At 71.8% G+C, this 21,866-nt stretch carries 22 protein-coding genes; 11 read left to right on the top strand and 11 right to left on the bottom strand.

Annotated features, from left to right (window positions below; all coding sequences use genetic code 11):
* Positions 1–47: 47 nt before the first annotated feature.
* From ACFWTE_RS12085 to ACFWTE_RS12060, 6 genes are all read left to right on the top strand, one after another.
* Positions 48–386: a hypothetical protein gene (locus ACFWTE_RS12085; RefSeq protein ID WP_378779362.1), complete on the top strand. Its 339-nt coding sequence runs from the start codon at positions 48–50 to the stop codon at positions 384–386.
* Positions 387–511: 125 nt separating this feature from the next.
* On the top strand, positions 512–1,156 hold the full coding sequence (locus ACFWTE_RS12080; protein WP_378779361.1) for a hypothetical protein: 645 nt from the start codon (positions 512–514) through the stop codon (positions 1,154–1,156).
* A gap of 127 nt (positions 1,157–1,283) precedes the next feature.
* On the top strand, positions 1,284–1,571 hold the full coding sequence (locus ACFWTE_RS12075; RefSeq protein ID WP_378779360.1) for a hypothetical protein: 288 nt from the start codon (positions 1,284–1,286) through the stop codon (positions 1,569–1,571).
* A gap of 79 nt (positions 1,572–1,650) precedes the next feature.
* Positions 1,651–2,694, top strand: coding sequence for a peptidoglycan-binding protein (locus ACFWTE_RS12070; RefSeq protein ID WP_378779359.1), 1,044 nt, complete (start codon positions 1,651–1,653; stop codon positions 2,692–2,694).
* On the top strand, positions 2,691–3,314 hold the full coding sequence (locus ACFWTE_RS12065; protein WP_378779358.1) for an ABC transporter ATP-binding protein: 624 nt from the start codon (positions 2,691–2,693) through the stop codon (positions 3,312–3,314). Before ACFWTE_RS12070 ends, ACFWTE_RS12065 begins: the two co-directional genes overlap by 4 nt.
* 239 nt (positions 3,315–3,553) lie before the next feature.
* Positions 3,554–4,621: a hypothetical protein gene (locus tag ACFWTE_RS12060; RefSeq protein ID WP_378779357.1), complete on the top strand. Its 1,068-nt coding sequence runs from the start codon at positions 3,554–3,556 to the stop codon at positions 4,619–4,621.
* Between the two features lie 6 nt (positions 4,622–4,627).
* Here the strand turns inward: ACFWTE_RS12060 and ACFWTE_RS12055 are convergent, their stop codons facing one another.
* The 3 genes from ACFWTE_RS12055 to ACFWTE_RS12045 all read right to left on the bottom strand — a co-directional run bounded on the left by ACFWTE_RS12055 (position 4,628) and on the right by ACFWTE_RS12045 (position 7,080).
* Positions 4,628–5,272, bottom strand: coding sequence for an AAA family ATPase (locus ACFWTE_RS12055; protein WP_378779356.1), 645 nt, complete (start codon positions 5,270–5,272; stop codon positions 4,628–4,630).
* A 16-nt stretch (positions 5,273–5,288) separates the two neighbouring features.
* Positions 5,289–5,612: a zf-TFIIB domain-containing protein gene (locus ACFWTE_RS12050; protein WP_378779355.1), complete on the bottom strand. Its 324-nt coding sequence runs from the start codon at positions 5,610–5,612 to the stop codon at positions 5,289–5,291.
* A gap of 91 nt (positions 5,613–5,703) precedes the next feature.
* Complete coding sequence (locus ACFWTE_RS12045; protein WP_378779354.1) at positions 5,704–7,080, bottom strand: NAD(P)H-quinone dehydrogenase; 1,377 nt, start codon at positions 7,078–7,080, stop codon at positions 5,704–5,706.
* Between the two features lie 165 nt (positions 7,081–7,245).
* Here ACFWTE_RS12045 and ACFWTE_RS12040 point away from each other — a divergent pair, with 165 nt between their 5' ends.
* Both ACFWTE_RS12040 and ACFWTE_RS12035 read left to right on the top strand, forming a co-directional pair.
* Positions 7,246–7,722: a gamma-glutamylcyclotransferase family protein gene (locus tag ACFWTE_RS12040; protein WP_378779353.1), complete on the top strand. Its 477-nt coding sequence runs from the start codon at positions 7,246–7,248 to the stop codon at positions 7,720–7,722.
* A gap of 80 nt (positions 7,723–7,802) precedes the next feature.
* Entirely contained in the window at positions 7,803–8,627 is an 825-nt protein-coding gene (locus tag ACFWTE_RS12035; protein WP_378779352.1) for a purine-nucleoside phosphorylase, read from the top strand.
* Between the two features lie 559 nt (positions 8,628–9,186).
* Here ACFWTE_RS12035 and ACFWTE_RS12030 read toward each other — a convergent pair.
* From ACFWTE_RS12030 to ACFWTE_RS12020, 3 genes are all read right to left on the bottom strand, one after another.
* Entirely contained in the window at positions 9,187–9,819 is a 633-nt protein-coding gene (locus ACFWTE_RS12030) for a PH domain-containing protein (RefSeq protein ID WP_378779351.1), read from the bottom strand.
* The gene (locus tag ACFWTE_RS12025; RefSeq protein ID WP_378779350.1) at positions 9,819–10,916 is read right to left on the bottom strand and encodes an adenosine deaminase; all 1,098 of its coding nucleotides are present in this window, start codon (positions 10,914–10,916) and stop codon (positions 9,819–9,821) included. Before ACFWTE_RS12025 ends, ACFWTE_RS12030 begins: the two co-directional genes overlap by 1 nt.
* 278 nt (positions 10,917–11,194) lie before the next feature.
* Complete coding sequence (locus tag ACFWTE_RS12020; protein WP_378779349.1) at positions 11,195–11,803, bottom strand: TetR family transcriptional regulator; 609 nt, start codon at positions 11,801–11,803, stop codon at positions 11,195–11,197.
* A 74-nt stretch (positions 11,804–11,877) separates the two neighbouring features.
* Between ACFWTE_RS12020 and ACFWTE_RS12015 the strand changes: the two genes are divergently transcribed.
* Positions 11,878–12,693 (top strand): SDR family NAD(P)-dependent oxidoreductase, encoded by an 816-nt coding sequence (locus ACFWTE_RS12015; RefSeq protein WP_378779348.1) that lies wholly within the window; start codon positions 11,878–11,880, stop codon positions 12,691–12,693.
* A gap of 247 nt (positions 12,694–12,940) precedes the next feature.
* Here the strand turns inward: ACFWTE_RS12015 and ACFWTE_RS12010 are convergent, their stop codons facing one another.
* From ACFWTE_RS12010 to ACFWTE_RS12000, 3 genes are all read right to left on the bottom strand, one after another.
* Positions 12,941–14,179, bottom strand: a complete 1,239-nt coding sequence (locus tag ACFWTE_RS12010; RefSeq protein ID WP_378779347.1) for a M20 family metallopeptidase — start codon at positions 14,177–14,179, stop codon at positions 12,941–12,943.
* 15 nt (positions 14,180–14,194) lie between these two features.
* Positions 14,195–15,367: a glutamate--cysteine ligase gene (locus ACFWTE_RS12005; RefSeq protein ID WP_378779346.1), complete on the bottom strand. Its 1,173-nt coding sequence runs from the start codon at positions 15,365–15,367 to the stop codon at positions 14,195–14,197.
* Positions 15,368–15,527: 160 nt separating this feature from the next.
* The gene (locus ACFWTE_RS12000; protein ID WP_378779401.1) at positions 15,528–16,631 is read right to left on the bottom strand and encodes a YihY/virulence factor BrkB family protein; all 1,104 of its coding nucleotides are present in this window, start codon (positions 16,629–16,631) and stop codon (positions 15,528–15,530) included.
* 150 nt (positions 16,632–16,781) lie between these two features.
* On the opposite strand from ACFWTE_RS12000, the gene ACFWTE_RS11995 reads away from it, so the two are divergent.
* A complete protein-coding gene (locus ACFWTE_RS11995; protein ID WP_378779345.1) occupies positions 16,782–17,903 on the top strand; it encodes a galactokinase family protein in 1,122 nt (373 codons plus the stop codon).
* A gap of 136 nt (positions 17,904–18,039) precedes the next feature.
* The gene (locus ACFWTE_RS11990; protein ID WP_378779344.1) at positions 18,040–19,311 is read left to right on the top strand and encodes an LCP family protein; all 1,272 of its coding nucleotides are present in this window, start codon (positions 18,040–18,042) and stop codon (positions 19,309–19,311) included.
* A 627-nt stretch (positions 19,312–19,938) separates the two neighbouring features.
* Here ACFWTE_RS11990 and ACFWTE_RS11985 read toward each other — a convergent pair.
* Positions 19,939–21,156: an NADP-dependent isocitrate dehydrogenase gene (locus ACFWTE_RS11985; protein ID WP_378779343.1), complete on the bottom strand. Its 1,218-nt coding sequence runs from the start codon at positions 21,154–21,156 to the stop codon at positions 19,939–19,941.
* 181 nt (positions 21,157–21,337) lie between these two features.
* A complete protein-coding gene (locus ACFWTE_RS11980) occupies positions 21,338–21,721 on the bottom strand; it encodes a DUF3017 domain-containing protein (protein WP_378779400.1) in 384 nt (127 codons plus the stop codon).
* Between the last annotated feature and the right edge of the window lie 145 nt (positions 21,722–21,866).

The raw sequence follows: 21,866 nt of genomic DNA, 5'->3' as shown, positions 1-21,866 counted from the left end.
GAAATGCAGCGCTGCGAATAATCACTTTAACTCAAAAGGAAAAAAACATGTCGAACCAGACAAGTTCGGGCATTTCGCGCCCCCGAATGGGGGCGCGGATGGCCGGTGTGCTGTTCGCCTTCACCCTGCTGATGGGCGGCGGACTCGTCTCCACCGTCGCGACGGCCACCCCCGCCGAGGCGGCGTGCCGCTGGGGCGCCGCCACCATCGGCCCGTCTTACTCGTGGGGCCGCACCAACACCGCCGACTGCAGCTACCAGGGCCGCTCCTGGGCGACCCACGGCAACTACTCGGCCGCCACCGGGTGGACCACGCACAGCTCCAGCGCCCGCGCGGCGGACAGCTACGGCTCCTACCCCCGTGTGGCCGGATACGCCTTCCGCTAACACCCGACCGGTCCACGGACTGAGTCTCCGCTGAACGGCGGGACCGGGCGAAACGCACTCGCCCGGTCCCGCCCCCGAGCGGCCGCCGTGGACGGCGGGAAGACCGAAGGGAACCGCTGACCACCATGGCGTCGACCACGACCGCGCGCGCCCTCCGCGGCGCACTGTTACTCACGCTCGCCCTCTCCGCCTGCTCGGGCGGGGGCGGGGAGACCGAGAGCCCGCTGGGCCCCGGCCTGCTCACCGAGTTCGAGAGCCTCCGCGAGAGGGCGGGCACCGACTTCGAGCAGGAGGTGTTCGACCGCGCCATCGAGGACGGCGGCATCACCCAGGAGGACTACGAGGAGGCGTTCAACAGGTACACGGAGTGCGCCGACGCGGCGGGCCTGCGGGAGACCTACACCAAGCTTCCCAACGGGCTCTACCAGCTGACCGAGTGGGAGGTGGACGCCGACCCGCAGGACCAGGAAGCATACGAGGAGGCGAACAACGCCCACATGGAGACCAGCGCCGACTGCGCCGAGGGCACGATCCTGCTGATCGAGAGCGCCTACTCGCTCCAGCTCGGCAACCCCGAGGGCATCGAGGATCCGCGTCAGGCCGCGATCCAGTGCCTGGAGGACAAGGGCCTCATCGAGCCGGACTCCTACACGCCGGACGAGTTCGACGAGGATCTGGAGGACGCTTTCTCCGACGCCCCGTTCGACCCTTCCGACGAAGCAACCAACCTGTGTCTCTATATGGCGGGATTCGCCATATCCACGGGCTGACGAAAACGAGGAAAACATGAAAAACAATCAGAATTACATTGTCCTTCCGCTCCTCTGCGCGGCTGCCGCGGTAGTGGTCGCCGGCGGTTGCGCGGCGGGGGGCGACACCTCCGAACCGGGTGGATCCGTGTCCGTCGACGAAACGGATTCCACCACCCAGGGTGACAATGGTGTGTCCGAGGAGTCCAACGCCGGCGGAGCGGCCGACCTCGGCCCCGAGGGCGACACCGTCGTGGACTGCCTCGTCGACGAGGGACTGGCCCCGGAGTCCTACACCGTCGAGCAGTTGGGCACCGACATGATGTCCCCGCCCGAGGAGGCCTCCGTCGACGTGGAGAGCGAGGCGTTCGCCGACTGCATGTCCGAAGCCGGTCTGCAGCACGACTCCGGAGGCGACAACGGCAGCGTGGGCTAGTGATCCTCCCACGCGCCTCCACACCTCTTCCGTTCCCGCGGACCGTCCCCGGTCCGCGGGCCGACCACGGGAAACGCACGTGAAGACTCGTCCCAGTGGGATGGTGCTGCTGTCCGCGGTGCTCCTGCTCGCCGCCGGAGGCACCGCCGGATTCCTGCTCCGTCCCGCAGACCCGCCCGCCGACCTCGCCGCCGCGACGGACATCGACAGCGCACCGGTCCTCCACGAACCCTTCGACGACGCACACAGCGTCGAGGTCGAACTCACGACCTCGCCCACCCTCGACCTCGCCTTCGGCGGGACCGGCCGGGTCACGGCGTCCGCGTGCGTGGACGGGGCGACCCTGTCGTCGGGTGAGGAGGCCGCCCGCGTGAACGACCGGCCGGTCATCGCCCTGGCCACGTCCATGCCCCTGTACCGCGACCTCCGCCGGGGGACGCGCGGAGGCGACGTGCGGGCGCTCCAGAAGGAGCTGGGCCGGCTCGACCACCCGGTGGCGGTCGACGGGGTGTACGGGTGGCAGACCTACCAGGCCGTCCGCGAACTCCAACTGGACGCGGGGGTGAGGAACCCCAGCGGCTCCGTGGAGCTCGCCGACGTGGTCTGGATACCTTCCTCCAAGGTGACCTTCGAGGAGTGCAAGGCCGCGCCCGGCTCCGCGGCGTCCGCGGGCGGCTCCTTCGCCAGCGTGCCCGGCGCGCTGGAGGGGGCACGCCTCAGTTCGGTCCCCGACCTGGACGTGCCCGGCGACCGGCGGCTCACCGTCGCCGGGGTCACCGGACCGATCGACGAGGAGGGGGTGGCCGAGGACCCCGACTTCCTGCGCGAGCTCGCGGACACGCCCGAGGCGCGGGCGGCCGTGGCGGGCGAGGGCGAACCCCTCACCGGCTCAGTGGCGCTCAACGAGCACGTGGACGCCTCGCGGGTCCCGCCCGGCGCGCTGTTCGGCGTCTCCGGTGACACGGGCTGCCTGCGCTCGGGCAGCTCCCTCTACGCGGTGCGGATCATCGGCTCGGGCGTCGGCAGCTCCGTCGTCGTTCCCGTGGAGGACGGCGCGGGTCTGCCCGACAAGGTCGACCTGGGTTCCGCCCTGGCCCGGGAGTCCTGTGAGGGGGGCGCGTGAACACGAGGAGTGTGAGGGCCAGCGGCCTGGGACACCGCTTCGGGGACGACCCGATGCTGTTCGAGGACCTCTCCTTCACCCTTGAACCAGGACGGATCACCGGATTGTGCGGACCGTCCGGCTGCGGCAAGTCCACGCTGCTCTCGATCCTGGCGGGGTGGGTGGAGGCCACCGCCGGGAGTGTCGAAACGACCGGGGTGGAACGCACCGGCTGGGTGTTCCAGAACCCCTACGGTGTTCCGGGACGCACCGCCTTGGACCACGTGACGCTCCCGTTGCTGGCCCGGGGCCGACGGCGTGGCGAGGCCGAGGAGCGCGCCCGCGAGGTCCTGGGCGACTTCCGGCTGGACACCGTCGCCGACCGGCCGTTCCGCCAGCTGTCCGGCGGTGAGGCACAGCGGCTCATGCTCGCCCGCGCCGTGTGCTCCGCCCCCGACCTGCTCCTGGTGGACGAGCCGACGGCGCAGCTGGACCTGCGCACCGCGGAGACGGTCAACGCCACGCTCGGTGCGATCGCCCGGGAGCGGACCATCGTCGTCATCGCCACCCACGACCCGCACACCCGGGACGCCTGCACGCACGTCATCGACCTCCAGGACCAGGTCCGCACCGTCCGCTGAACGGCGGTGCCCGTAGGCCCGGGGACCCCGTGGCGGTCCGACGCGGCGCACGGAACGGGACCGGGCGAAACGCACTCGCCCGGTCCCGCTGCGGCCAGGATAGCGCCTCCGGTCACCGCCCACCGGCCCCGGGGCGGCGCCCTCCACGACCAGATCAGGGAAGAACTCGTGAGAACTCACCGCAGGACAGTGCCGCCGACCACGGCGGTCCTCCCACCCGCCGTTCGGGGCGGTGGAGGATGAACGGCCGTGAACTCCTCGGCGAGGTGTGGCGCAACCTGCGCTCCGGCACCTCCCGCGCAGCCCTGTTCGGCCTCTCCTTCGCCGCAATCGTGGGGAGCCTGGCGGTCGCCGACGCGCGCGCGGTCGTGGCTCTGCACCAGCGCGCGGCCGAGTTCGTCGCAGCGGGCGCCTCGGTCCGGGTGCTGAGCGTCGCCGCGAACGTCGACGGCAACGCCTGCGACGCCCTCGAAGGTGTCCCCGGGGTCGCCTCCTCCGGGGCTCTGGCCGAGGACGGCACCCTTCTGCTCGCCGCCATGCCCGACAACCGGCTGCCCGCCTACCGGGTCACGCCGGGAATGGCCGCGGTGCTGGGGGTGCGCGCGGAGTCGGCGTCGGGGGTGTGGGTGTCCTCCCGGACCGCGGAGACCCTGAGGGCGGGCCCGGGGCAGGTTGTGGAGACCGACGCCGGGCCGGTGACCCTGGCGGGGGTGTTCGACTACCCCGACGACGGGCGCGACAGCCGCCTCGGCTACGCCGTCCTCGTGCCCGAGCCCGCGGCCGGGGTGTTCGACCAGTGCTGGGCGGACGTGCGCCCGCCGACGGACGGGGCGGACGAATTGCTCCGGTGGGCGGTGCGCCCCGGGGCGGCCCCTGGCCTGTCCGTCACCCAGGGCCAGCTCAACTCGACCCTGGGCGCCGCCTTCGACGGGTCGGCGGAGTTCGCCGAGCGGCCCACCCGGTTCGCGCTGCCCGCGGCGGCCCTGGCCGGCCTGGTGCTGGGCTTCGTCTCGGTACGGCTGCGCCGACTGGAGCTGGCCGGTGCGCTGCACGTGGGCGTGGCCCGGGGGTCCCTCCTGGCGGGAGCGGTCCTGGAGACCGCCGTGTGGGCGCTGGCGGGGCTGGTGCCGGCGCTCTGCTCCCTGGTGGTGGCCGCGCACCTCGGCAACCCCGCCGACCCGTGGGACGCGGTGATGGTCGACGCGCGCGGGCCCGCGGCCGCGGCGCTCGCCGCACTCGCGGGAGCCGCGGTGGCGGTCTCGCTGGTGCGGGAGAGGCATCTGTTCCGCTACTTCAAGGACCGGTGACGCGCCTCAGCGTCCGGCGGTCTCGGCCGCGTGCAGGTCCCCGATCCACCGGCACACGGCGTCCGCGGTGTCGGCGGGGGCCGCGTGCGTGGTGTCGACCAGGGTCACGGGCGGTTCGAGGCGGGCGGCCTCGGCGGCCACCCAGGCGGCGAAGTCGGCGTTGTCGGCGATCCGCTCCCCGTCCCACTCGCGCCAGGTCGGGCGGGCACGCAGACGCTCGGCCAGGGTCTCGGGTTCGCAGGTCAGCGCCAGGTAGTGGATGCCGGTGAACAGGGCGCGCTCGGGCAGTGGCTCGAACTCCGGAGGCACGACGGTCCCGCAGAGCACGACGGGCCGCCCGCTCTGCTGCACCATCGCGGCGGTGCGCAGCCAGGTGGACCGGAAGTGGCGGTGGTGGCCCGCCGGGTCGCGGAGGCCGCTGACCCACAGCAGGTCCTGTTCGAGCACGACGAAGCGGTCCCGGAGGCGTTCGAGCAGCAGTCCGGCGATGGTGGACTTGCCGGTGCCGCTCGGTCCCGAGACGCAGTAAAGGGGCATGCGGAGGAAGGGCCGGGTGTGCCCGCAGGAGGCACAGCGCAGCAGGGAGACCCCCGCGCCCGTGTCGGGGGTCTCGTCCCACTCCCCGCAGTGTGTACAGATCAACGGGTGCATGGATGGTTCGGCTGTACTAGTCGAAGAGTTGTTCCAGGAATCCCTTGCGGCGACCGCGGTAGGGACGGGGCGAGTCCCGGTAGCCGCGAGGCGAGTCCTGGTACCCCCCTCGGTAGCCACCGGGGGAGTCGGGGTAACCGCCTCCCCGCGGCGGGTAGGAGCGGGGCTGGACATGGGGGTCGGGGGGCGGCGCGACGCCGTAGTGGCGTTGCTCACCGTCCGCGATGCGCTCCAGCTCTCCCCGGTCGAGGAAGATGCCCTGGCAGCCGTCACAGCGGTCGATGTGGACGCCTTGACGATCGAACGTACGCATGGTGCTTTGGCACTTGGGACAGATCACGTCAAGACATTACTTGATCCGTGTCAAAAACGGTTAAGGGAACCGGGTCCACCGCGGGCTTGCGCACGCGGCGGCCCCGGCGGATCGGAGCCTACTCGGGCGAGGCCAGCATCAGCGAGCGGGCGGCCTCGGTCACGCTGCCCGACAGCGAGGGGTACACCGAGAAGGTGTGCGCGAGGTCGTCCACCGTCAGGCGCTGCTGCACCGCGATGGACACGCCGAGGATGAGTTCGCTGGCACGCGGGCCGACGATGACGCCGCCCAACACGATGCCGGTGTGCTGACGGCAGATCAGTTTGACGAAGCCATCCGTGACCTCGTTCATCTTGGCGCGCGGGTTGGTGTTGAGCGGCAGGGTGACCGAGCGGCCGTCGATCCGGCCGCTGCGCACGTCGTCCTCGCTGGCGCCCACGGCCGCGAGCTCGGGATGGGTGAACACCGTCGAGGCGACGGTGGACAGCTTGAGGGGGGAGACTGCCTCGCCGAGGGCGTGCCACATGGCGATGCGGCCCTGCATGGCGGCGACCGACGCCAACATGTTCACCCCTGTGCAGTCACCGGCGGCGTACACGCCGGGAACGGTGGTGCGGGAGACCCGGTCGACCTCGACGAACCCGCCCTGGCCCAGGCGGACCCCGGCCTCCTCCAGCCCGAGGTCGCCGGTGTTGGGGATCATGCCGACCGTCATCAGGCAGTGGCTGCCCTCGACGGTACGGCCGTCCGAGAGGGTGACGAGGACGCCCTTCTCGGTGCGCACGACCGACTCGGCCCGCGTCTGGTTGAGGACGGTCATGCCGCGGCGCATGAAGACCTCCTCCAGCACCTCGGCGGCGTCGGGGTCCTGGGTCGGCATGACGTGCTCGCGCGAGGAGACGAGGGTGACGTCGGAGCCGAGCGACTGGTAGGCGCTGGCGAACTCCGCACCGGTCACACCGGAGCCGACCACGATCAGCTTCTCCGGGAGCTCCTCCATGTCGTAGAGGTGGCGCCAGGTGAGGATGCGCTCGCCGTCGGGCTCGGCGGTGGGGAGTTCACGGGGGTGGGCGCCCGTGGCGATGAGGATGACGTCGGCGCGCAGGCGCTGGTCGCCGACGGCGACGATGTGGGGGTCGACCAGCCGGGCCTCGCCGCTGACGATCTGGATGCCCTCCTTGTGGAGGCGGGCGGCGGTGTCGTCGGACTGCGCCTGGGCCAGGCGTTTGATCCGGCAGTTGACCTCGTCGATGTCCACCTGGACGGGTGAGTCCCCGGAGCCCGGGATGTGGATGCCCAGGCTGTCGGACTCGCGCACGTACGTGGTCCGGGTGGACGTGGCGATGAGGCTCTTGGAGGGCACGCAGTCGGTGAGGACGCAGGCACCGCCGATGCCGTCGCGGTCCACCACCGTCACGTCCGCACCGAGCTGCGCCGCGACCAGGGCCGCCTCGTAGCCCCCGGGTCCGCCACCGATGATCACGACCTTCGTCACTCTGCCTCACTCCCTCTACGTCGGAGCCCCCACGCGCGTTCCCGGTCCGGGCGATATTCGGGCATGGTGTGGCTCCGCCAGTTTTCATCGCTTCCTCCCATTGTCGGCCATGTCAACTGGCGAAATCCTCAGGCACCCCCGGTCAGCGGGTCTACGATGTTGCCCGTGTCCATCTACGCCGCGTACGGCACCAATCTCGATCCCGCGCAGATGGCCTGCCGGGCTCCGCGTTCGCCCCTGTTGACCACGGGCTGGTTGGAGGGTTGGCGGCTGACGTTCGGCGAGGGCCCTCCCGCTTCCTCCGGCGCCCTGGCGACCCTGGTGGAGGATCCCGGAGAGCGGGTCTTCGTCGCGCTGTACGACGTCATGGAATGGGACGAACCCCACTTGGACGCGTGGGAGGGCGTCGTGGAGAGGGGCGGAGCCGGGGAGGCCCGCGCGTACCGCAGGGTCACGGTCCGCGCCACGACGACCGACCTGGGAACGGTGACGGCGTGGGCGTACCTGCTCGACGCCTACGAGGGCGGCCTGCCCACCGCGGTCCAACTGGGCCGACTGGCCGCCGCCGCGGAGAAGGCCGGGGCGCCCGGGTCGTACGTGTCGGACCTGCTCGCCCGGGAGTGCCTGCCCGGCGAGGGGTGAGTCCGGCCCCGATCCGCCCGCGCGCCGGGCCTGCGTTGCGTTCCGTCACGGTGCGGCCACCCGGATATAGCATCCGTCGTGTGAGCGAACCAGAGCAGCGGCCGACGACCACGGAGAACGCGAAGGACCTGGCCTCCGCCGCCGCCCAGGACCTGCTGGCCCGGACCGGCGCCGACAGCTTCGACGCCCTGGTGGTGCTCGGATCCGGCTGGGCGGGCGCGGCGGACACGCTGGGCTCCCCCGACATCGAGTTCGACGCGACGGAGCTGCCCGGATTCCACGCGCCCGGCGCGCAGGGCCACTCCTCCAAGGTCCGCAGCATGTGGGTGGGTGACAAGCGGGTCGTCGTGTTCATGGGGCGCGTGCACGTCTACGAGGGCTACAGCCCGGCGGAGGCCGTCCACGCGGTGCGCACCGGACTCGCCGCGGGCGCAGCGACGGCCGTGCTCACGGGGTCGGCGGGGTCGTTGCGCGCGGACTTCGCCCCGGGGCAGCCGGTGGTGGTCCGGGACCACATCAACCTGGCGTCGCGCTCCCCGCTGACCGGACCGTCGTTCGTGGACCTGTCCGAGGCGTACAGCCCGCGCCTGCGCCGGCTCGTCCGCGAGGTGGACCCCTCGCTCGCCGAGGGCGTGTACGCGTCCACGGTCGGCCCCCAGCTGCAGACGCCGTCCGAGCTGCACGTGCTGGTCCGCTCGGGCGCGGACGTGGTGGGGCGGTCGCTCGCCCTGGAGACCATCGCCGCCGTGGAGATGGGCGCGGAGGTCCTGGGGCTGGCGATCGTCAGCAACGACGCCGTGGGCCCGGTACTCGAACCCTTCGGGGCCGAGCGCGCGCTGGAGGTCGTCACGCGGCGGGCGCGGAGGCTGGGCGAACTCCTGAACCAGCTGCTCTCGCGTGCCTGAACGGTCTCGCGTGTGCGAACGGCACGGCGGGGCGGGGGCGGGAACAGAAGCAGGACCCGGCACGTGTGTGCCGGGTCCTGCCGCGCGTGGGACGTCGCGCTCGGAACCCGTGTATCGCGGGGTCCCCGCGGACCCCGACCGCGTGGGTCGCCCGAAGCGTCGTGAAGTGGTGGGGCGCCTCCGACCGGACCCGCCCGGTACCGGCGTGGCGAGCGTACACCCCGAGGCCTTGGGATGGACGGTACCGGCCGCGGTCCGGCCGGAGGCAGTGCTTGCCCCGGTGTCGTCTGTCGCGCGAAATCCCCGCAGATCCCGTTGGACTCGCGACTCCGACACCCTTCTCTACTTCCCGATATTCAGTTGAACCGCGCGTTGCCCTCGGATCGGGGTTCCGGTCAGGTGGCCATCCGCGCGAAGCCCGCCCACCCGGAACCCTCTCCCTTAGGCATGCCTTACCTAACCAGAACCCACGGGTTCGCGTCAACCCCCGCCGGGGACACGGCGGACCCGGCCGCCCCCGCGTCGGCGAAGGGCCGGGGCCGGTCCGGTCCGGCGCGCCTCAGGCGAGCAGGAACACCGCCATGAGCAGCACCGCGGTCGCTCCGAGGACCACGATCACCTCGACGGGGACCATCGTCTGCGGCTCGTCCCCGGCCCCGAGTGCGGCGGGCCCGGCCTCGTCCACGTCCCTGACGGGGCCGCTGAGCGGACGGGCCTTGCGCTGTTCGGCGTCCTGGCGCAGCCGGCGCGCGGCCAGGTCGACCGGGCGCATCGTCGTGGGGTCCTCGTCGTCCTGGCCCGGGTCGAGGAAACCCGAGTCCCGGCGCATGTTGTCCCGGACCCTGTGCCGCTTGGTCTCGCGCAGCGGCCAGGAGCGGATGATCCGCCCCGGGGTGTGCACCCTCAGGACGTCGGTGACGTCCACCCACACCACGGCGGGCCAGGGCACGAACGTCTCCCGCAGGGGATTGACGACCCGCAGCCCGCGCTCCGTGGAGACCACCCGCGGGCGCAGCCACGCCAGGTGGACCACGGCGATGCTCGCGACCAGCAGAGCCCCGGCGATCCAGGAGGAACGCCCCTCCCCCCGCCAGAGCACGTCCAGCAGCAGCAGGACGGCGATGACGATCCAGACGATCGCCGCCACCCGCGAGAAGGTGGAGTAGTGGCTGGTCGGGTTCTGTCCCTCCATCAGGTCGCCGCCCACTTGAGCTGTGCGAACCCGGGCTTGATGGTGCCGTTGATCAGCGCCAGGCGCTTGTCGAACGGCAGGAACGCCGACTTCATGGCGTTGACCGTGAACCACTGGAGGTCGTCCCAGCCGTACCCGAAGGCCTCCGAGAGCTTCGCGAACTCCTCGGAGAGGGATGTGCCGCTCTGGAGGCGGTTGTCGGTGTTGACGGTGACCCGGAAGCGCAGGTCGTGCAGGAGGCCGATGGGGTGCGCCGCGATGGACTCGGCGGCTCCGGTCTGCACGTTGGAGCTGGGGCACATCTCCAGTGGCACGCGCTTGTCGCGCACGTACTGGGCGAGGCGGCCCAGCTGCGGGATCCCGTTCTCGTTCGACGCGATGTCGTCGATGATGCGGACGCCGTGCCCCAGACGGTCGCACCCGCACCACTGGAGGGCCTCCCAGATGGACGGGAGCCCGAACGCCTCGCCCGCGTGGATGGTGAAGTGGAAGTTCTCGCGGCGCAGGTACTCGAAGGCGTCGAGGTGCCGGGTGGGCGGGTTGCCCGCCTCGGCCCCCGCGATGTCGAACCCGGACACGCCCGCGTCGCGGTAGCGGACCGCGAGCTCGGCGATCTCCGAGGAGCGCGCGGCGTGCCGCATCGCGGTCACCAGCTGCCCGGTGCGAATGCTGCGGCCCGCGTCGGCTGCGCGCTTCTCGCCCGTTTCGAGGCCCTCCTGGACCGCCTCCACCACCTCCTCCAGGGTGAGGCCGCCCTCCAGGTGCTGTTCGGGGGCGTAGCGCTGCTCGGCGTAGACGACGCCGTCGGCGGCCAGGTCCTCCGCGGCCTCGGCTGCGACGCGCACGAGGGCGTCACGGGTCTGCATGACCGCGGTGGTGTGCGCGAACGTCTCCAGGTAGCGCTCCAGCGAACCGGAGTCGGAGGCGTCGCGGAACCACCGGCCCAGCTCTGCCGGGTCATAGGTGGGCAGGTCGGTGTAGCCGGCCTCCCTGGCGAGTTCCACGATGGTGGCCGGGCGCAACCCTCCGTCGAGGTGGTCGTGGAGGAGCACCTTGGGCGCCCGCCGGATCTGCTCAACTGTGAGTGGCTGGTTCATGGATTCAGGATGCCACCAGCTCGGGGCGGCCCTCGCCACGCCGCCGTGATCTCGTACCTGCGGGTCGGGCGCCGGGACCGGCTGCGGGTCATCGGCCATGAGCACAGGACCGGCCAGGCCGGAGGCCCCTCACGCAACAGGGCGGTCCACCACAGGGGGCGTTCCGAGGGGTCGCTGGTCGCTGGTCGCAGGCCGCCGTGGGACCGGCCGGCCGGCGCGCGTTCGACGTCGCGCCCGCAGTGGTTCCGGTCGGGGCTCGGCGTCCGCCCGTGGCGGTGTCAGGCCCGGACCGCCGCGACCGCCTCGTCCCACAGCCCTTCGAGGGGGACTTCACCGTCCAGGCGCATCCAGGTCGCCGTAGCCACGTCGAGACAGGTGAGCGCGGTGGCGACGATCGCGGCGGCGCGGTGCTCGGCGGTCACCTCGTCGAACCCGTGCGTGTGGCGCAGGCGCCGGGCGAGTTCGGGGACGAGGAGCTCCTGCCAGGCGAGGTGCTTCTCCAGGTGGCGTGCGCGCAGGGACGGGGCCTGGTGCATCATCCGGGCGATCCGCAGGTCGACGGCAGGGTCGAACGGCCCTTCCTCCCGCAGCGCCAGCAGAGCCGCCCGGACCGCCGCCCAGGGTTCCTCTCCGGCCGGACGGGCGGCCAGCGCGGCGCTGACGCGGTGACCCCGGTCGATCATGTCGCCGAGGACCACGTCCTCCTTGGTCGGGAAGTACCGGAAGAAGGAGCGGCGGGAGATCCCGGCGGCCTCGGCGATCTGCTCGATGGCCGTCTCCTCGAAGCCCTGCTCCAGGAAGAGGGCCATCCCGGCCGCGGCGATCTCGCGGTGGACCGCGCGGCGCGTGCGCTCCCGCAGGCCGGGTGTCGGTTCTCCAGTGGTCACCCCGCCAGCCTACAAGAGAAGACACCCGGGGGCGAAGTCGACACTAAGTGCCACATATGGCGTAAGGTGTCGGCATGACCATCGATCATTCCTCCCAGACCGCGCTCATCACCGGCGCCAGCTCCGGTATCGGCGCGGCCCTGGCCCGCCGGCTCGCCGCACGCGGAACCGGCCTGGTACTCGTCGCCCGCCGCACAGACCGCCTGGAGGCGCTGGCCGCCGAACTGCGCGGGGCCCACGGCGTCCGCGTGGAGACCGTCTCCGCCGACCTCGGCCGCCCCGGGGCGGGCCGGGACCTGGCCGCCGAGGTCGACCGGCGCGGCATCCGCGTGACCGGCCTCGTCAACAACGCCGGGGTCGGCGCGGACGGAGCGTTCGCCGACCAGGATCCCGACGAGCTGGAGACCCTGCTCGCGCTCAACGTGACCGCCCTGGTGGACGTGTCACGGGCGTTCGTCGGACGGCTGGGCACGGACGGTTACCTGGTCAACATCGCGAGCATGGCCGCCTACCAGCCGATCCCGGGGATGGCGGTGTACGCGGCGAGCAAGGCGTTCGTGCTGAGCTTCACCGAGGCACTGTGGTGGGAGACGCGCGGGAGCGGGCCACGCACCCTGGTGTTCTCGCCGGGGCTGACCCGGACGGAGTTCTTCGACGGGATCGGCACCGAGGGGTACTCGGGGCACTTCCAGACGCCCGACGAGGTCGCCGCGGCGCTGGTACGCGTCCTGGACCGCCGCCGGTCGGTGCCGAGCGCACTGTCGCGCGCGGGCAACGTCGTCGCCACGGCCCTGCCCCGGCTGCTCGGCCGCCGGGCCGCGGTGCTGGCCACGGCCCGCGCGGCCGGCGCGGCGGGGCTGATGCGCAAGGGCCGCCCTGCGGGGGTGTGACCCCCGGCGGGCCCTCCCTCCGTGGTCTTGTACTTGTGGCGGGTGTGGGCGCCCCCGTCCACAAGTACAAGATCGTCCAGGCCCTAGGGAGTGTTTTTTGGAGGTTTTCGGGTCGGCGAGCGGCCGTCCAGGCGATCTCTCGCAAGACGATGTGCGAAGTTCAGCCTGGTTGTGCTTCACGAGCGCAGAGGCGCGGCGAGAGGAAGCCTGGTGGACGCGAGCCCGGAAGGATCCAAAAAAACACGACCTAGGCGAGGGCCTCCTGGCTGTCCGCCCGTACGCTGTGGCCGGCGGCCTCCCCCAGCGCTGTCAGCGCGGTGGTGACCAGGAAGCGGGTCCCCACACCGATCGCGCGCTCGTCCACGTCGAAACTGCCCCGGTGCAGGTCCAGCATCGGCCCGTCCCAGTCCGGGGAGTGGGTTCCCAGGCGGGCCAGGGCGCCGGGGACATGCTCCAGGTACCAGGCGAAGTCCTCCCCGCCCAGGCTCTGCGGGGTGGGTGCGGCGGCGTCCGGCCCCAGGGCGAGGGCGACCGCCTCGCGCATGATGTCCACGCTGTTCGCCTCGTTGATGGTGGGCGGCACCCCCCGCCGGTAGGTCACCTCGGCCTGGGCGCCGTACGCGGAGGCCACGGACTCCACCAGGCCCTTGACGATGTCGGGGGCGGCGTGCCAGGCCTCGTCGTCCAGGCAGCGCACGGTGCCCTCCGCGACGGCGTCGTCGGGGATGACGTTGGGCGCCGACCCGGCGCTGATCCGGCCCCACACCAGGCTGAACCCGGCCCGGGGGTCGATGCGCCTGGACAGCGCGGCGGGCAGCTCGGTGACGACCTTGCCCATGGCGTAGACGAGGTCGGCGGTCAGGTGCGGGCGCGCCGTGTGGCCGCCCGGACCCGACAGCCGCACCATGAGCTGGTCGCAGGCGGCGGTGATGCCGCCGGTGCGCAGTCCCACGCGGCCGACCACGAGGCGCGGGTCGCAGTGCAGGGCGAAGATCCGGTCGACGCCCTCCATGGCCCCGGCGTTGACCACCTCGACGGCGCCGCCCGGGAGCTCCTCGGCCGGTTGGAACACCAGCCGGACCCGGCCGGGCAGCGCACCCGCCCGGTCCTGCTGGGCGAGGAAGATCCCCGTTGCCAGCAGGACCGTCGTGTGCACGTCGTGTCCGCACGCGTGGGCCGCGCCGGGGACGGTCGAACGGTAGGGGACGTCCTTCTCGTCGGTGATGGGCAGGGCGTCGATGTCGGCCCGCAGGGCGACGAGCGGGCCGGCCCCGGAGCCGATGTCGCAGATGAGCCCGGTGCCCTGGGGGAGCTCACGCGGGTTGAGACCGACATCACGCAGGCGTTCGGCGATCCGACCGGTGGTGCGGTGTTCGGCGAAGGCGAGTTCGGGGTGCATGTGCAGGTCTCGGCGGAAGCCGGTGAACTCACGCTCATGGCGCGCCAGAAAAGCGGTCAACTGTTCCGGCAGGTCACGTCCCTGCATCCGGGGGTCCCCTCTTCATTCACGTCTTGCGTGCCCCGGCTCCCCGACCTCCGCGTAAGTGGGACCGCCATGCAGCTCGGCGGCGAGCATGTCCACGACGTCGTCGAGGGAACCGCCCTCGGCGATGACCGCGCGCTGACGTTCGTAGGAGGCACCCTTGTCCAGGATCTCGGAGACCAGGTCCAGGTCCTCGGCACAACCCAGGCGGGTCGCGACCGGCTTCAGCTCGCGGACCAGCTCGTACAGGTCGTCACGGATCGGAACGGTGGTTCCGTGTGCGTCCGTGATGACACGAGCGTCGAGTCCGTAGCGGGTGGCACGCCACTTGTTGTCCTTCACCAGCCAGGACGGCGGGCTGGGCAGACCGTACCCACGGTCGAGCTGGCGATCGAACATCTCCACCAGGCTCTGAGAGAGCGCGGCGGCCATTCCCACCTCGCGCAGGGTGGGAATCCCGTCGAACATCCGGATCTCGATGGTGCCGAAGTCCGGGTGCGGACGGATGTCCCACCACACTTCCTTGATAGAGGCGATGGTACCTGCCCTGAGAAGCGTTTCGAGGTATTCCTCGAAAGCCGCCCAGTGCGGCAGGTTCGGAGGCGGCCCGGAAGTGGGGAGCGCGCCGAAGACGACGGACCGCGCGGAGGCCAGACCAGTGTCACGACCGCCCCAAAATGGGCTAGAAGCACTCAAAGCAAGAAAATGCGGTAGATACTTCGCAAGTGCATTCACTATGGGCACGGCTTTCTCCTGGCTGCGCACCCCGACGTGGACGTGGACCCCACAGGTGAGGATGCGCCGGGCCAGCCACTGCATCTGCTCGACGAGCTCGCCGTACCGCTTGCCGGGACTGAGCTCCTGATCCCGCCAGTCGTCGATCGGATGGGTCCCGGAGCAGGTCAGGGTGGTTCCCCAGGGAGCGAGAACCTCCCGCATGCGGTCGATGTTGCGGCCGAGGTCGCTCTTGGCCTCCTCGACCGTCTCGCAGATCCCGGTCACGACCTCCACCTGCGACTGCATGAGTTCGTGCCGCAGCGGGGGCGCGGCGCCCTCCGAACTGAGTTCGGGGAGTTCGGAGAGGAGTTTCTGTGCTTCCTGCCGCAGGTGCCGGCTGCGCCGGTCCACGAGTTGGAGTTCCCACTCCACCCCGAGCGTCGCGCGCTCGGACGACGTGAATGTGATTCCCATCTGTCCTCCGTGGGGGGGGTCCGCCGGCCTTCCTGGCCGCCGCACGTGCACGCCCCGGCGAACCGGTCAACCGGGGCAGAGGAGGACTACCCTCCGCACACCACCCGCATACAGGACAAGAGTCTCGCAATAACGCGAATTCCCGAGAGGACCGCTCAGTTCAGGCGCCGTCCCCGCGACGGTTGCGCAGAGCCCACGCGGCGGCCCCGGCGGCCCCCGCCGCGCCCATCAGGGACAACGACCCGGCAAGCACCCGCTGGGCCCACCGGTGCTCGGACAGCTCCTTCCGCGGGACCCACAGGACCGGTGCCGGCCTCGTCCAGTCCATCCCGTTCTCCTCCGGCAGCGGGAGCATCCCCGTGTAGGGGGGAGGCATCGGCAGCCACGTGGCGGTCCACGCCGCGCTGAACATGGTCAGGCGCATCACCAGGTTGATCCACACCAGGAGCCCCACGAGGACCGCGAAGGAGGCGTAGACGGGGTTGCTGAGCGTCCCCGAGAGCAGAAGCGCGGCGGCGGCCTTGAGGATCTCGAACCCGACCGCGCCCAGCAGGGCGCCGCGCCACATCATCCGGGCCGGCCGCCCGCTGCCCGACAGGAGCGAGAAGGCCAGCACGAAGATCCCCATGTTGACCGCGACGGCGATCGCGAGGGCCAGCAGGCGCAGTGTCAGGTTGGCCGGGAACGAGCCGTCCAGCCCCACCAGTGACAGCAGCCAGTGGGTGGCGGCCTGAGCGATGCTCGTGAAAGCCACCGCGAACAGCAGGGCCACACCCAGGCCGAGCATGACCAGGAGGTCACCCGCCTTGCGCAGCAGGAAGTTCGGGCCCTCCCTGAAGTTCTTCAGCCAGATCGAGTGCAGTGCCTCGCGCAGCGCCGACACCGCGCTCAGACCCGCGTACAGCAGGCCCAGCGTGCCGATGACGCTCGCGCCCACGCGCGCGTTCGCGATCTGGTCGATCGGCAGCTGGTCCGACAGGCCGGGCAGCACGTCGTCCAGCGCCGTCTGGAGGTAGTCGCCCACCTCCACCTGCATCGTCGCCAGGAAACCGACCGCGGCGAACGCCAGCGCCAGGAGCGGGAAGAACGACAGGAAGGCGAAGTAGGTCACCGCCCCGGCCAGCTGGCTGCCGTTGCGGTCGGCGTAGCGCTCGTACGCGCGCACGAGGTGGTCGGTACCCGGGCTCCGGCGCCGCAGCTCCCAGTAGGCGTCCATCGCCAGGTTCCGGTAGTGCCGGGCCGCGCCCGCGGCCCGATCCCGCACTGAGACCAAGCTCCCTCCCCGCCCGCGTCCGCCGATGGACCGCCACCCTAGCGGCGCCGCGCCGATCCCGGGAACCCTCCACGCCGGGTCGGGCACTCCCACGGCTTGGGCAGACTGGAGGCATTCGGTCGGCGGGAAGAGGGGGCAGCGGTGGGGGGCGCGGGGGCGCGGTTGCGCGCGGTTCTGGGTGTGCGGTCCGCGGGGCCGCGGGGATCATGGCCCGGGGAGGCACCGGACCCCGACGCGCTGGCGGAGGGGTTCCGGGCACGGTTCGGGGAGGCGCCCGTAGGCGTGTGGCACGCGCCCGGGCGGCTCGCCGTCATGGGAGAGCACACCGCCGCCAGCGGCGGCGTCGGCCTCTACACGGCGCTGCCCTGGGGGGTGACGGCGGCGGTCGGGCCCGCCCCGACCCCGGGACTGCGCGTCGCGACGCTGAGCGGCACCCTGCGGGCACGCGAGACCGCCGCGCGGGCGGTGGCCGAGGCGGTGGCCTCCGCGCGCCGGGCGGGCGGGCTGGACGCCTCCCCGGGCCTGCGGGTGCTCCTCGGCGCGGACCTGCCCGAACAGGCCTCCCTGGGGTACGCGGGAGCGGTGGGGGCGGCGGTGTCGCTCGCGCTGGCCGACCTGGACGGCGGTCCTCCCCCGGAGGGTGCCACCGCCGACCAGCGGGTGGCCCTGGCCGCGAGGCCGGGCTGCGCCGTCCGGGTGAACTTCAGGAGCATGCGCACGACCGTCCTGCCCTTCGACCTCGCCGGGGAGGGGATGCGCCTGGTCGTCGTGGACACCGGCGCCCTGCCCCGGCGCGACCTCCGGTCCGTCCGCTCCGCCGAGCTCGAACGCGCCCAGCGGACGCTGGGACCGCTGCGCTCGGTCCAGGACCTTCCCGGGGCGCTGCGGCGCCTGCCCCAGCCCGCCCTGCGCGACCGGGTGGAGTACGCCGTCACGGAGGTGCACAGGCTCAACGCGGCCGTCGGCCTGCTGCGCGCGGGGCGGTTCGGGGAGACCGGTCCGATCCTGTCCGCCTCGCACCTCTCGCTGCGCCGGTTCGGGCTGCCCACACCCCAGGTGGACCTGTCCGCCGAGACCGCGGCGCGGTCCGGGGCCCGCGGAGTGCGGATGTCGGGGTGGGCCGGGACCGCCCTCGCCCTGGTGGCGGAGGAGCGGGTGGAGGGTGTTGCCACTGCTCTGGCCAGGGAGTTCGCCGCGAGCGGCTGGGTGCCCCCGCGTGTGCGCGCGGCCGTCCCCGCGGCCGGGGCGCACCGGCTGCGGTGAGCACCGGTTGCTCCCCCTAGGGGTGCCTCGGTCCCGGTTCAGGGGCATCCGCGCGAACCCGGCTACTCTTTCTGCGATCAGACAGGGTCCAAGCGGCGACCAGGCGCTCCACGGCGCGGAGCAGATAGGCGATTCGATGGCTGACCGACGAAACCGGGGTGAGTCCGGTTCGACCGGCGAGCACGACCGGCAGGGCGTGTTCCGGCGCGGCGGCACCCCGGGCCGTGCGGACGAGTTCGAGAAGCTCTACCGCTCGCGCGAGTCCGAGCAGAAGGCGGTCGGCGGGACCCGGAGGCTCCCCGCCGCCGACGAGGTCCCCCCGGTCCGACCCAAGCGGCCGAAGCGCCGCACCCACCACGCCGGGCGCGAGTACGACGGCACGGGGGCCAAGCGACAGGCCCGGGAGAAGCGGCAGAAGCGGACGCGGAACACCCTCGTGACCGTCCTCGTGGTGGTGCTCATCATCCTGGTGGTGCCCCCTGCCGCCCTCTACCTCTGGGCGGACTCCCGCCTGGCCCGTGTGGAGGCCCTGCTCGACTACGAGGGCCGCCCGGACCGCCAGCCCGGCACGACGTTCATGATCGTGGGCTCGGACAGCCGCGACGGACTGGACGACGACCAGATCCAGGAGCTGGCCACCGGCCGTGCCGAGGGCCGCCGTACCGACACGATCATGGTGCTGTACATCCCCGACGACGGTGAGCCCACCATCGTCAGCGTCCCCCGTGACTCCTACGTGCCGATGGCCATCCCCGGCTACGCCGACAACAAGATCAACACCGCCTTCGCCGACGCCGTGTGCGGCACGGACGAGGGTGGCGAGGAGGTCTGCGGCGGTCCGGCCCCCCTCGTGGAGTCCTTCGAGCGCGCCTCGGGCGTGCGGATCGACCACTACGCCGAGATCGGGATGGGCGGCTTCGTCGACATCGTGGACGCGGTCGGCGGTGTGGAACTGTGCCCCGAGGAGCCCATGGCCGACCCCAAGGCCGGGCTGGACATCGAGGCGGGCTGCCAGACGATGGACGGCGGCACCGCGCTGGGCTACGTGCGCACCCGCGCCACCCCCCGTGCCGACCTGGACCGGATCGCCCGCCAGCGGGAGTTCTTCTCCGCGCTGGTCGCGGAGGCGAGCGCCCCGTCCACGATGTTCAACCCGTTCCAGGCGCTCCCGCTGGTGACGGCGGGCACGGACACCTTCATGGTCGACGAGGGCGACCACCTTCGGCACCTGGCCACGATGCTGCTGGCGATGCGGGGCGGCACGCAGACCACGGCCGTTCCGGTGGGCAGCACTCCGAGCATCGACCAGGTCGGCTCGGTCGTGCTCTGGGACGAGGTCCGGTCGGAGGAGATGTTCTCCGCCATGCGCGAGGGCGAGCCGATCCCCGAGAGCGCATTCGAGGACTGACGTCCGGCGCCCCGGGGGGCGGGGCCGAGGGGCGGTCCGGGAAGCGGGACCGCCCCGGTCGGAGAAAGGCGAAGGGCCCGCTGCCGAAGCAGCGGGCCCTTCTTCGTGACGTTCCGTACTGTGCGCGCCTACCCCCCAGCGGGCGCACGGCCGGCACGTCGGTCCGTGTGGCCGAGCGGGCTTTCACCCGCTCTGGCCTGCCGGTTCTCACCGGCGTGTCTCCACAATAGGTCAAAGTTCGCGTAAGGGGCGAATCCAGTTCACGTGTCCTACGTCGCACCGTCACGCCGCCCCGCTGATCCGGCACCGCCATCCTCCCACCACGAGCCCCCGCGCGTACGCCGAACACGGGAAACACGCGGGAAACTTCCCTCGGTTTCCGACCACAAAACCCGCGAAGACCGCTTTCCCGACGCCTTCGGTCCGGTTTCGGGGTCCGGGCACACCGACGCCCGGGCGCCCCCGTGACGGGGGCACCCGGGCGTGGTCAAGGTCTCACCCGGACGCGGCTTCGGACCGTCGGCTCAGGACGGTCCGCGGGCGCGCCCGGACCGCGCCTTCCGCGGGACTCCGCGAACCCGCGGCGGCACGGCCGCGGACCGGGGCGAAGGCCCGGGAGGGCACGGCCTAGGCCAGACGCTTGGCGAGGTTCTCGTCCAGGGCGGCGAGGAACTGCTCGGTGGTCAGCCACTCCTGCTCGCTGCCGACCAGCAGCGCGAGGTCCTTGGTCATCTGCCCGCCCTCGACCGTCTTGATGACGACGTCCTCAAGGGTGTTGGCGAACTCCAGGACCTTCGGGGAGTTGTCCAGCTTGCCCCGGTGCTCCAGACCGCGGGTCCACGCGAAGATGGAGGCGATCGGGTTGGTCGAGGTGGGCTTGCCCTGCTGGTGCTGGCGGTAGTGGCGGGTCACCGTGCCGTGCGCGGCCTCGGCCTCGACGGTGCTGCCGTCGGCGGTGCGCAGCACCGAGGTCATCAGGCCGAGCGAGCCGAAGCCCTGCGCGACGGTGTCCGACTGGACGTCGCCGTCGTAGTTCTTGGTGGCCCAGACGTAGCCGCCCTCCCACTTGAGCGCGGAGGCGACCATGTCGTCGATGAGGCGGTGCTCGTAGGTGAGCCCCGCGGCGTCGAACCGCTCCTTGAACTCGGCGTCGTAGATCTCCTGGAACACGTCCTTGAACATGCCGTCGTACGACTTGAGGATCGTGTTCTTGGTGGACATGTAGACCGGGTAGTCGCGGTCCAGGCCGTAGTTCAGGCTGGCGCGCGCGAAGTCCTCGATCGACTTGCGGAAGTTGTACATGCCCATCGCGACACCGCCCCCCTCGGGGAAGTTCGCGATGTCGAACTCGACCGGCTGGCTGCCGTCGGCCGGGGTGTAGGTCATGGTGACCGTGCCGGGGCCGGGCACCTTGAAGTCGGTGGCCTTGTACTGGTCGCCGTGCGCGTGACGGCCGATGATGATCGGCTTGGTCCACCCGGGCACCAGACGCGGCACGTTCTCGCAGATGATGGGCTCGCGGAAGACGACGCCGCCGAGGATGTTGCGGATGGTGCCGTTGGGCGACCGCCACATCTTCTTCAGGCCGAACTCCTCGACCCGGTCCTCGTCCGGGGTGATGGTGGCGCACTTGACGCCGACGCCGAACTCCTTGATGGCGTTGGCGGCGTCGACGGTGATCTGGTCATCGGTGCGGTCGCGCTCCTCGATGCCCAGGTCGTAGTACTTCAGGTCGACGTCGAGGTACGGCAGGATCAGTCGGTCCTTGATGAAGGACCAGATGATCCGGGTCATCTCGTCGCCGTCGAGCTCGACTACGGGGTTTTCGACCTTGATCTTGGCCATGGCTGTGTGGCTGTCCCTTCAGTCTTCGCCACCGCCTCGTGCGGCGGAGGCGGCTGCCGGTTCGTGGCCGGAGCCGGTCCGCGCGCGCGGCGATCCCCTGATCCCGCCCGGTGTCCGTGCCTGCCGGGGAGACGGTGGCTTGTCAGTGTCGCGGTATCTCGACGTCAAGCTTATTCGACGCCTAGGAGGAGAGTTGCGGCGCCACCCACGCCAGCACGATCAGCAGGACCGCGAGGCCGACGAGGGTGAGCAGATCGACCCAGCGGCGGCGGACCGCGAGCATGCCGATCCAGTCCTTGGGCAGGAACAGCCGGAAGGCCGCCGCCAGGAGCAGCGCGCCCGCGATGATCGCCGGACCGCGCTTGAAGTAGGCCGCCGCCACGACCACGATCCCGGCGGCGAGGGCCGACATGACCAGCAGATAGGGGATCTGGGAGAGCCAGTAGGGCACCACCGGCCGGACCGGACCCGCGTCCCCGGGTGCGTTCCCGGCGGGGACGGGCGGGGCCGCGGCGTCCGCCGCGGCCCCGTCGCCGGATCCCCCGTCCGAGGGTTCCCCGACCACGCAGCCGGCCCCGGAGGGGATCCCCCCGGAGTCGGTGCCCCCGGAGTCGGTGCCCGCCGAGGGGGCGCCCGCTCCGGGCTCTCCGAGGCTGGAGGCACGACGGCGGGCTGGGTCATGCTCTGCTCGGCCACGCGGGCTCTGAGCC

Source organism: Nocardiopsis sp. NPDC058631, assembly GCF_042716955.1.
Taxonomy (GTDB): domain Bacteria; phylum Actinomycetota; class Actinomycetes; order Streptosporangiales; family Streptosporangiaceae; genus Nocardiopsis.
The sequence above is the reverse complement of the archived record's forward strand: the minus strand, read 5'-3'. Positions and strand labels throughout refer to the sequence as shown.

Bases quoted from the DNA above. Each gene is read 5' to 3' on its own strand.
- ACFWTE_RS12085 (WP_378779362.1), top strand. From the start codon at position 48: ATGTCGAACCAGACAAGTTCGGGCATTTCGCGCCCCCGAATGGGGGCG.
- ACFWTE_RS12080 (WP_378779361.1), top strand. From the start codon at position 512: ATGGCGTCGACCACGACCGCGCGCGCCCTCCGCGGCGCACTGTTACTC.
- ACFWTE_RS12060 (WP_378779357.1), top strand. From the start codon at position 3,554: ATGAACGGCCGTGAACTCCTCGGCGAGGTGTGGCGCAACCTGCGCTCC.
- ACFWTE_RS12055 (WP_378779356.1), bottom strand. From the start codon at position 5,272: ATGCACCCGTTGATCTGTACACACTGCGGGGAGTGGGACGAGACCCCC.
- ACFWTE_RS12030 (WP_378779351.1), bottom strand. From the start codon at position 9,819: ATGGAGGGACAGAACCCGACCAGCCACTACTCCACCTTCTCGCGGGTG.
- ACFWTE_RS12025 (WP_378779350.1), bottom strand. From the start codon at position 10,916: ATGAACCAGCCACTCACAGTTGAGCAGATCCGGCGGGCGCCCAAGGTG.
- ACFWTE_RS12015 (WP_378779348.1), top strand. From the start codon at position 11,878: ATGACCATCGATCATTCCTCCCAGACCGCGCTCATCACCGGCGCCAGC.
- ACFWTE_RS12010 (WP_378779347.1), bottom strand. From the start codon at position 14,179: ATGCAGGGACGTGACCTGCCGGAACAGTTGACCGCTTTTCTGGCGCGC.
- ACFWTE_RS12005 (WP_378779346.1), bottom strand. From the start codon at position 15,367: ATGGGAATCACATTCACGTCGTCCGAGCGCGCGACGCTCGGGGTGGAG.
- ACFWTE_RS11990 (WP_378779344.1), top strand. From the start codon at position 18,040: ATGGCTGACCGACGAAACCGGGGTGAGTCCGGTTCGACCGGCGAGCAC.
- ACFWTE_RS11985 (WP_378779343.1), bottom strand. From the start codon at position 21,156: ATGGCCAAGATCAAGGTCGAAAACCCCGTAGTCGAGCTCGACGGCGAC.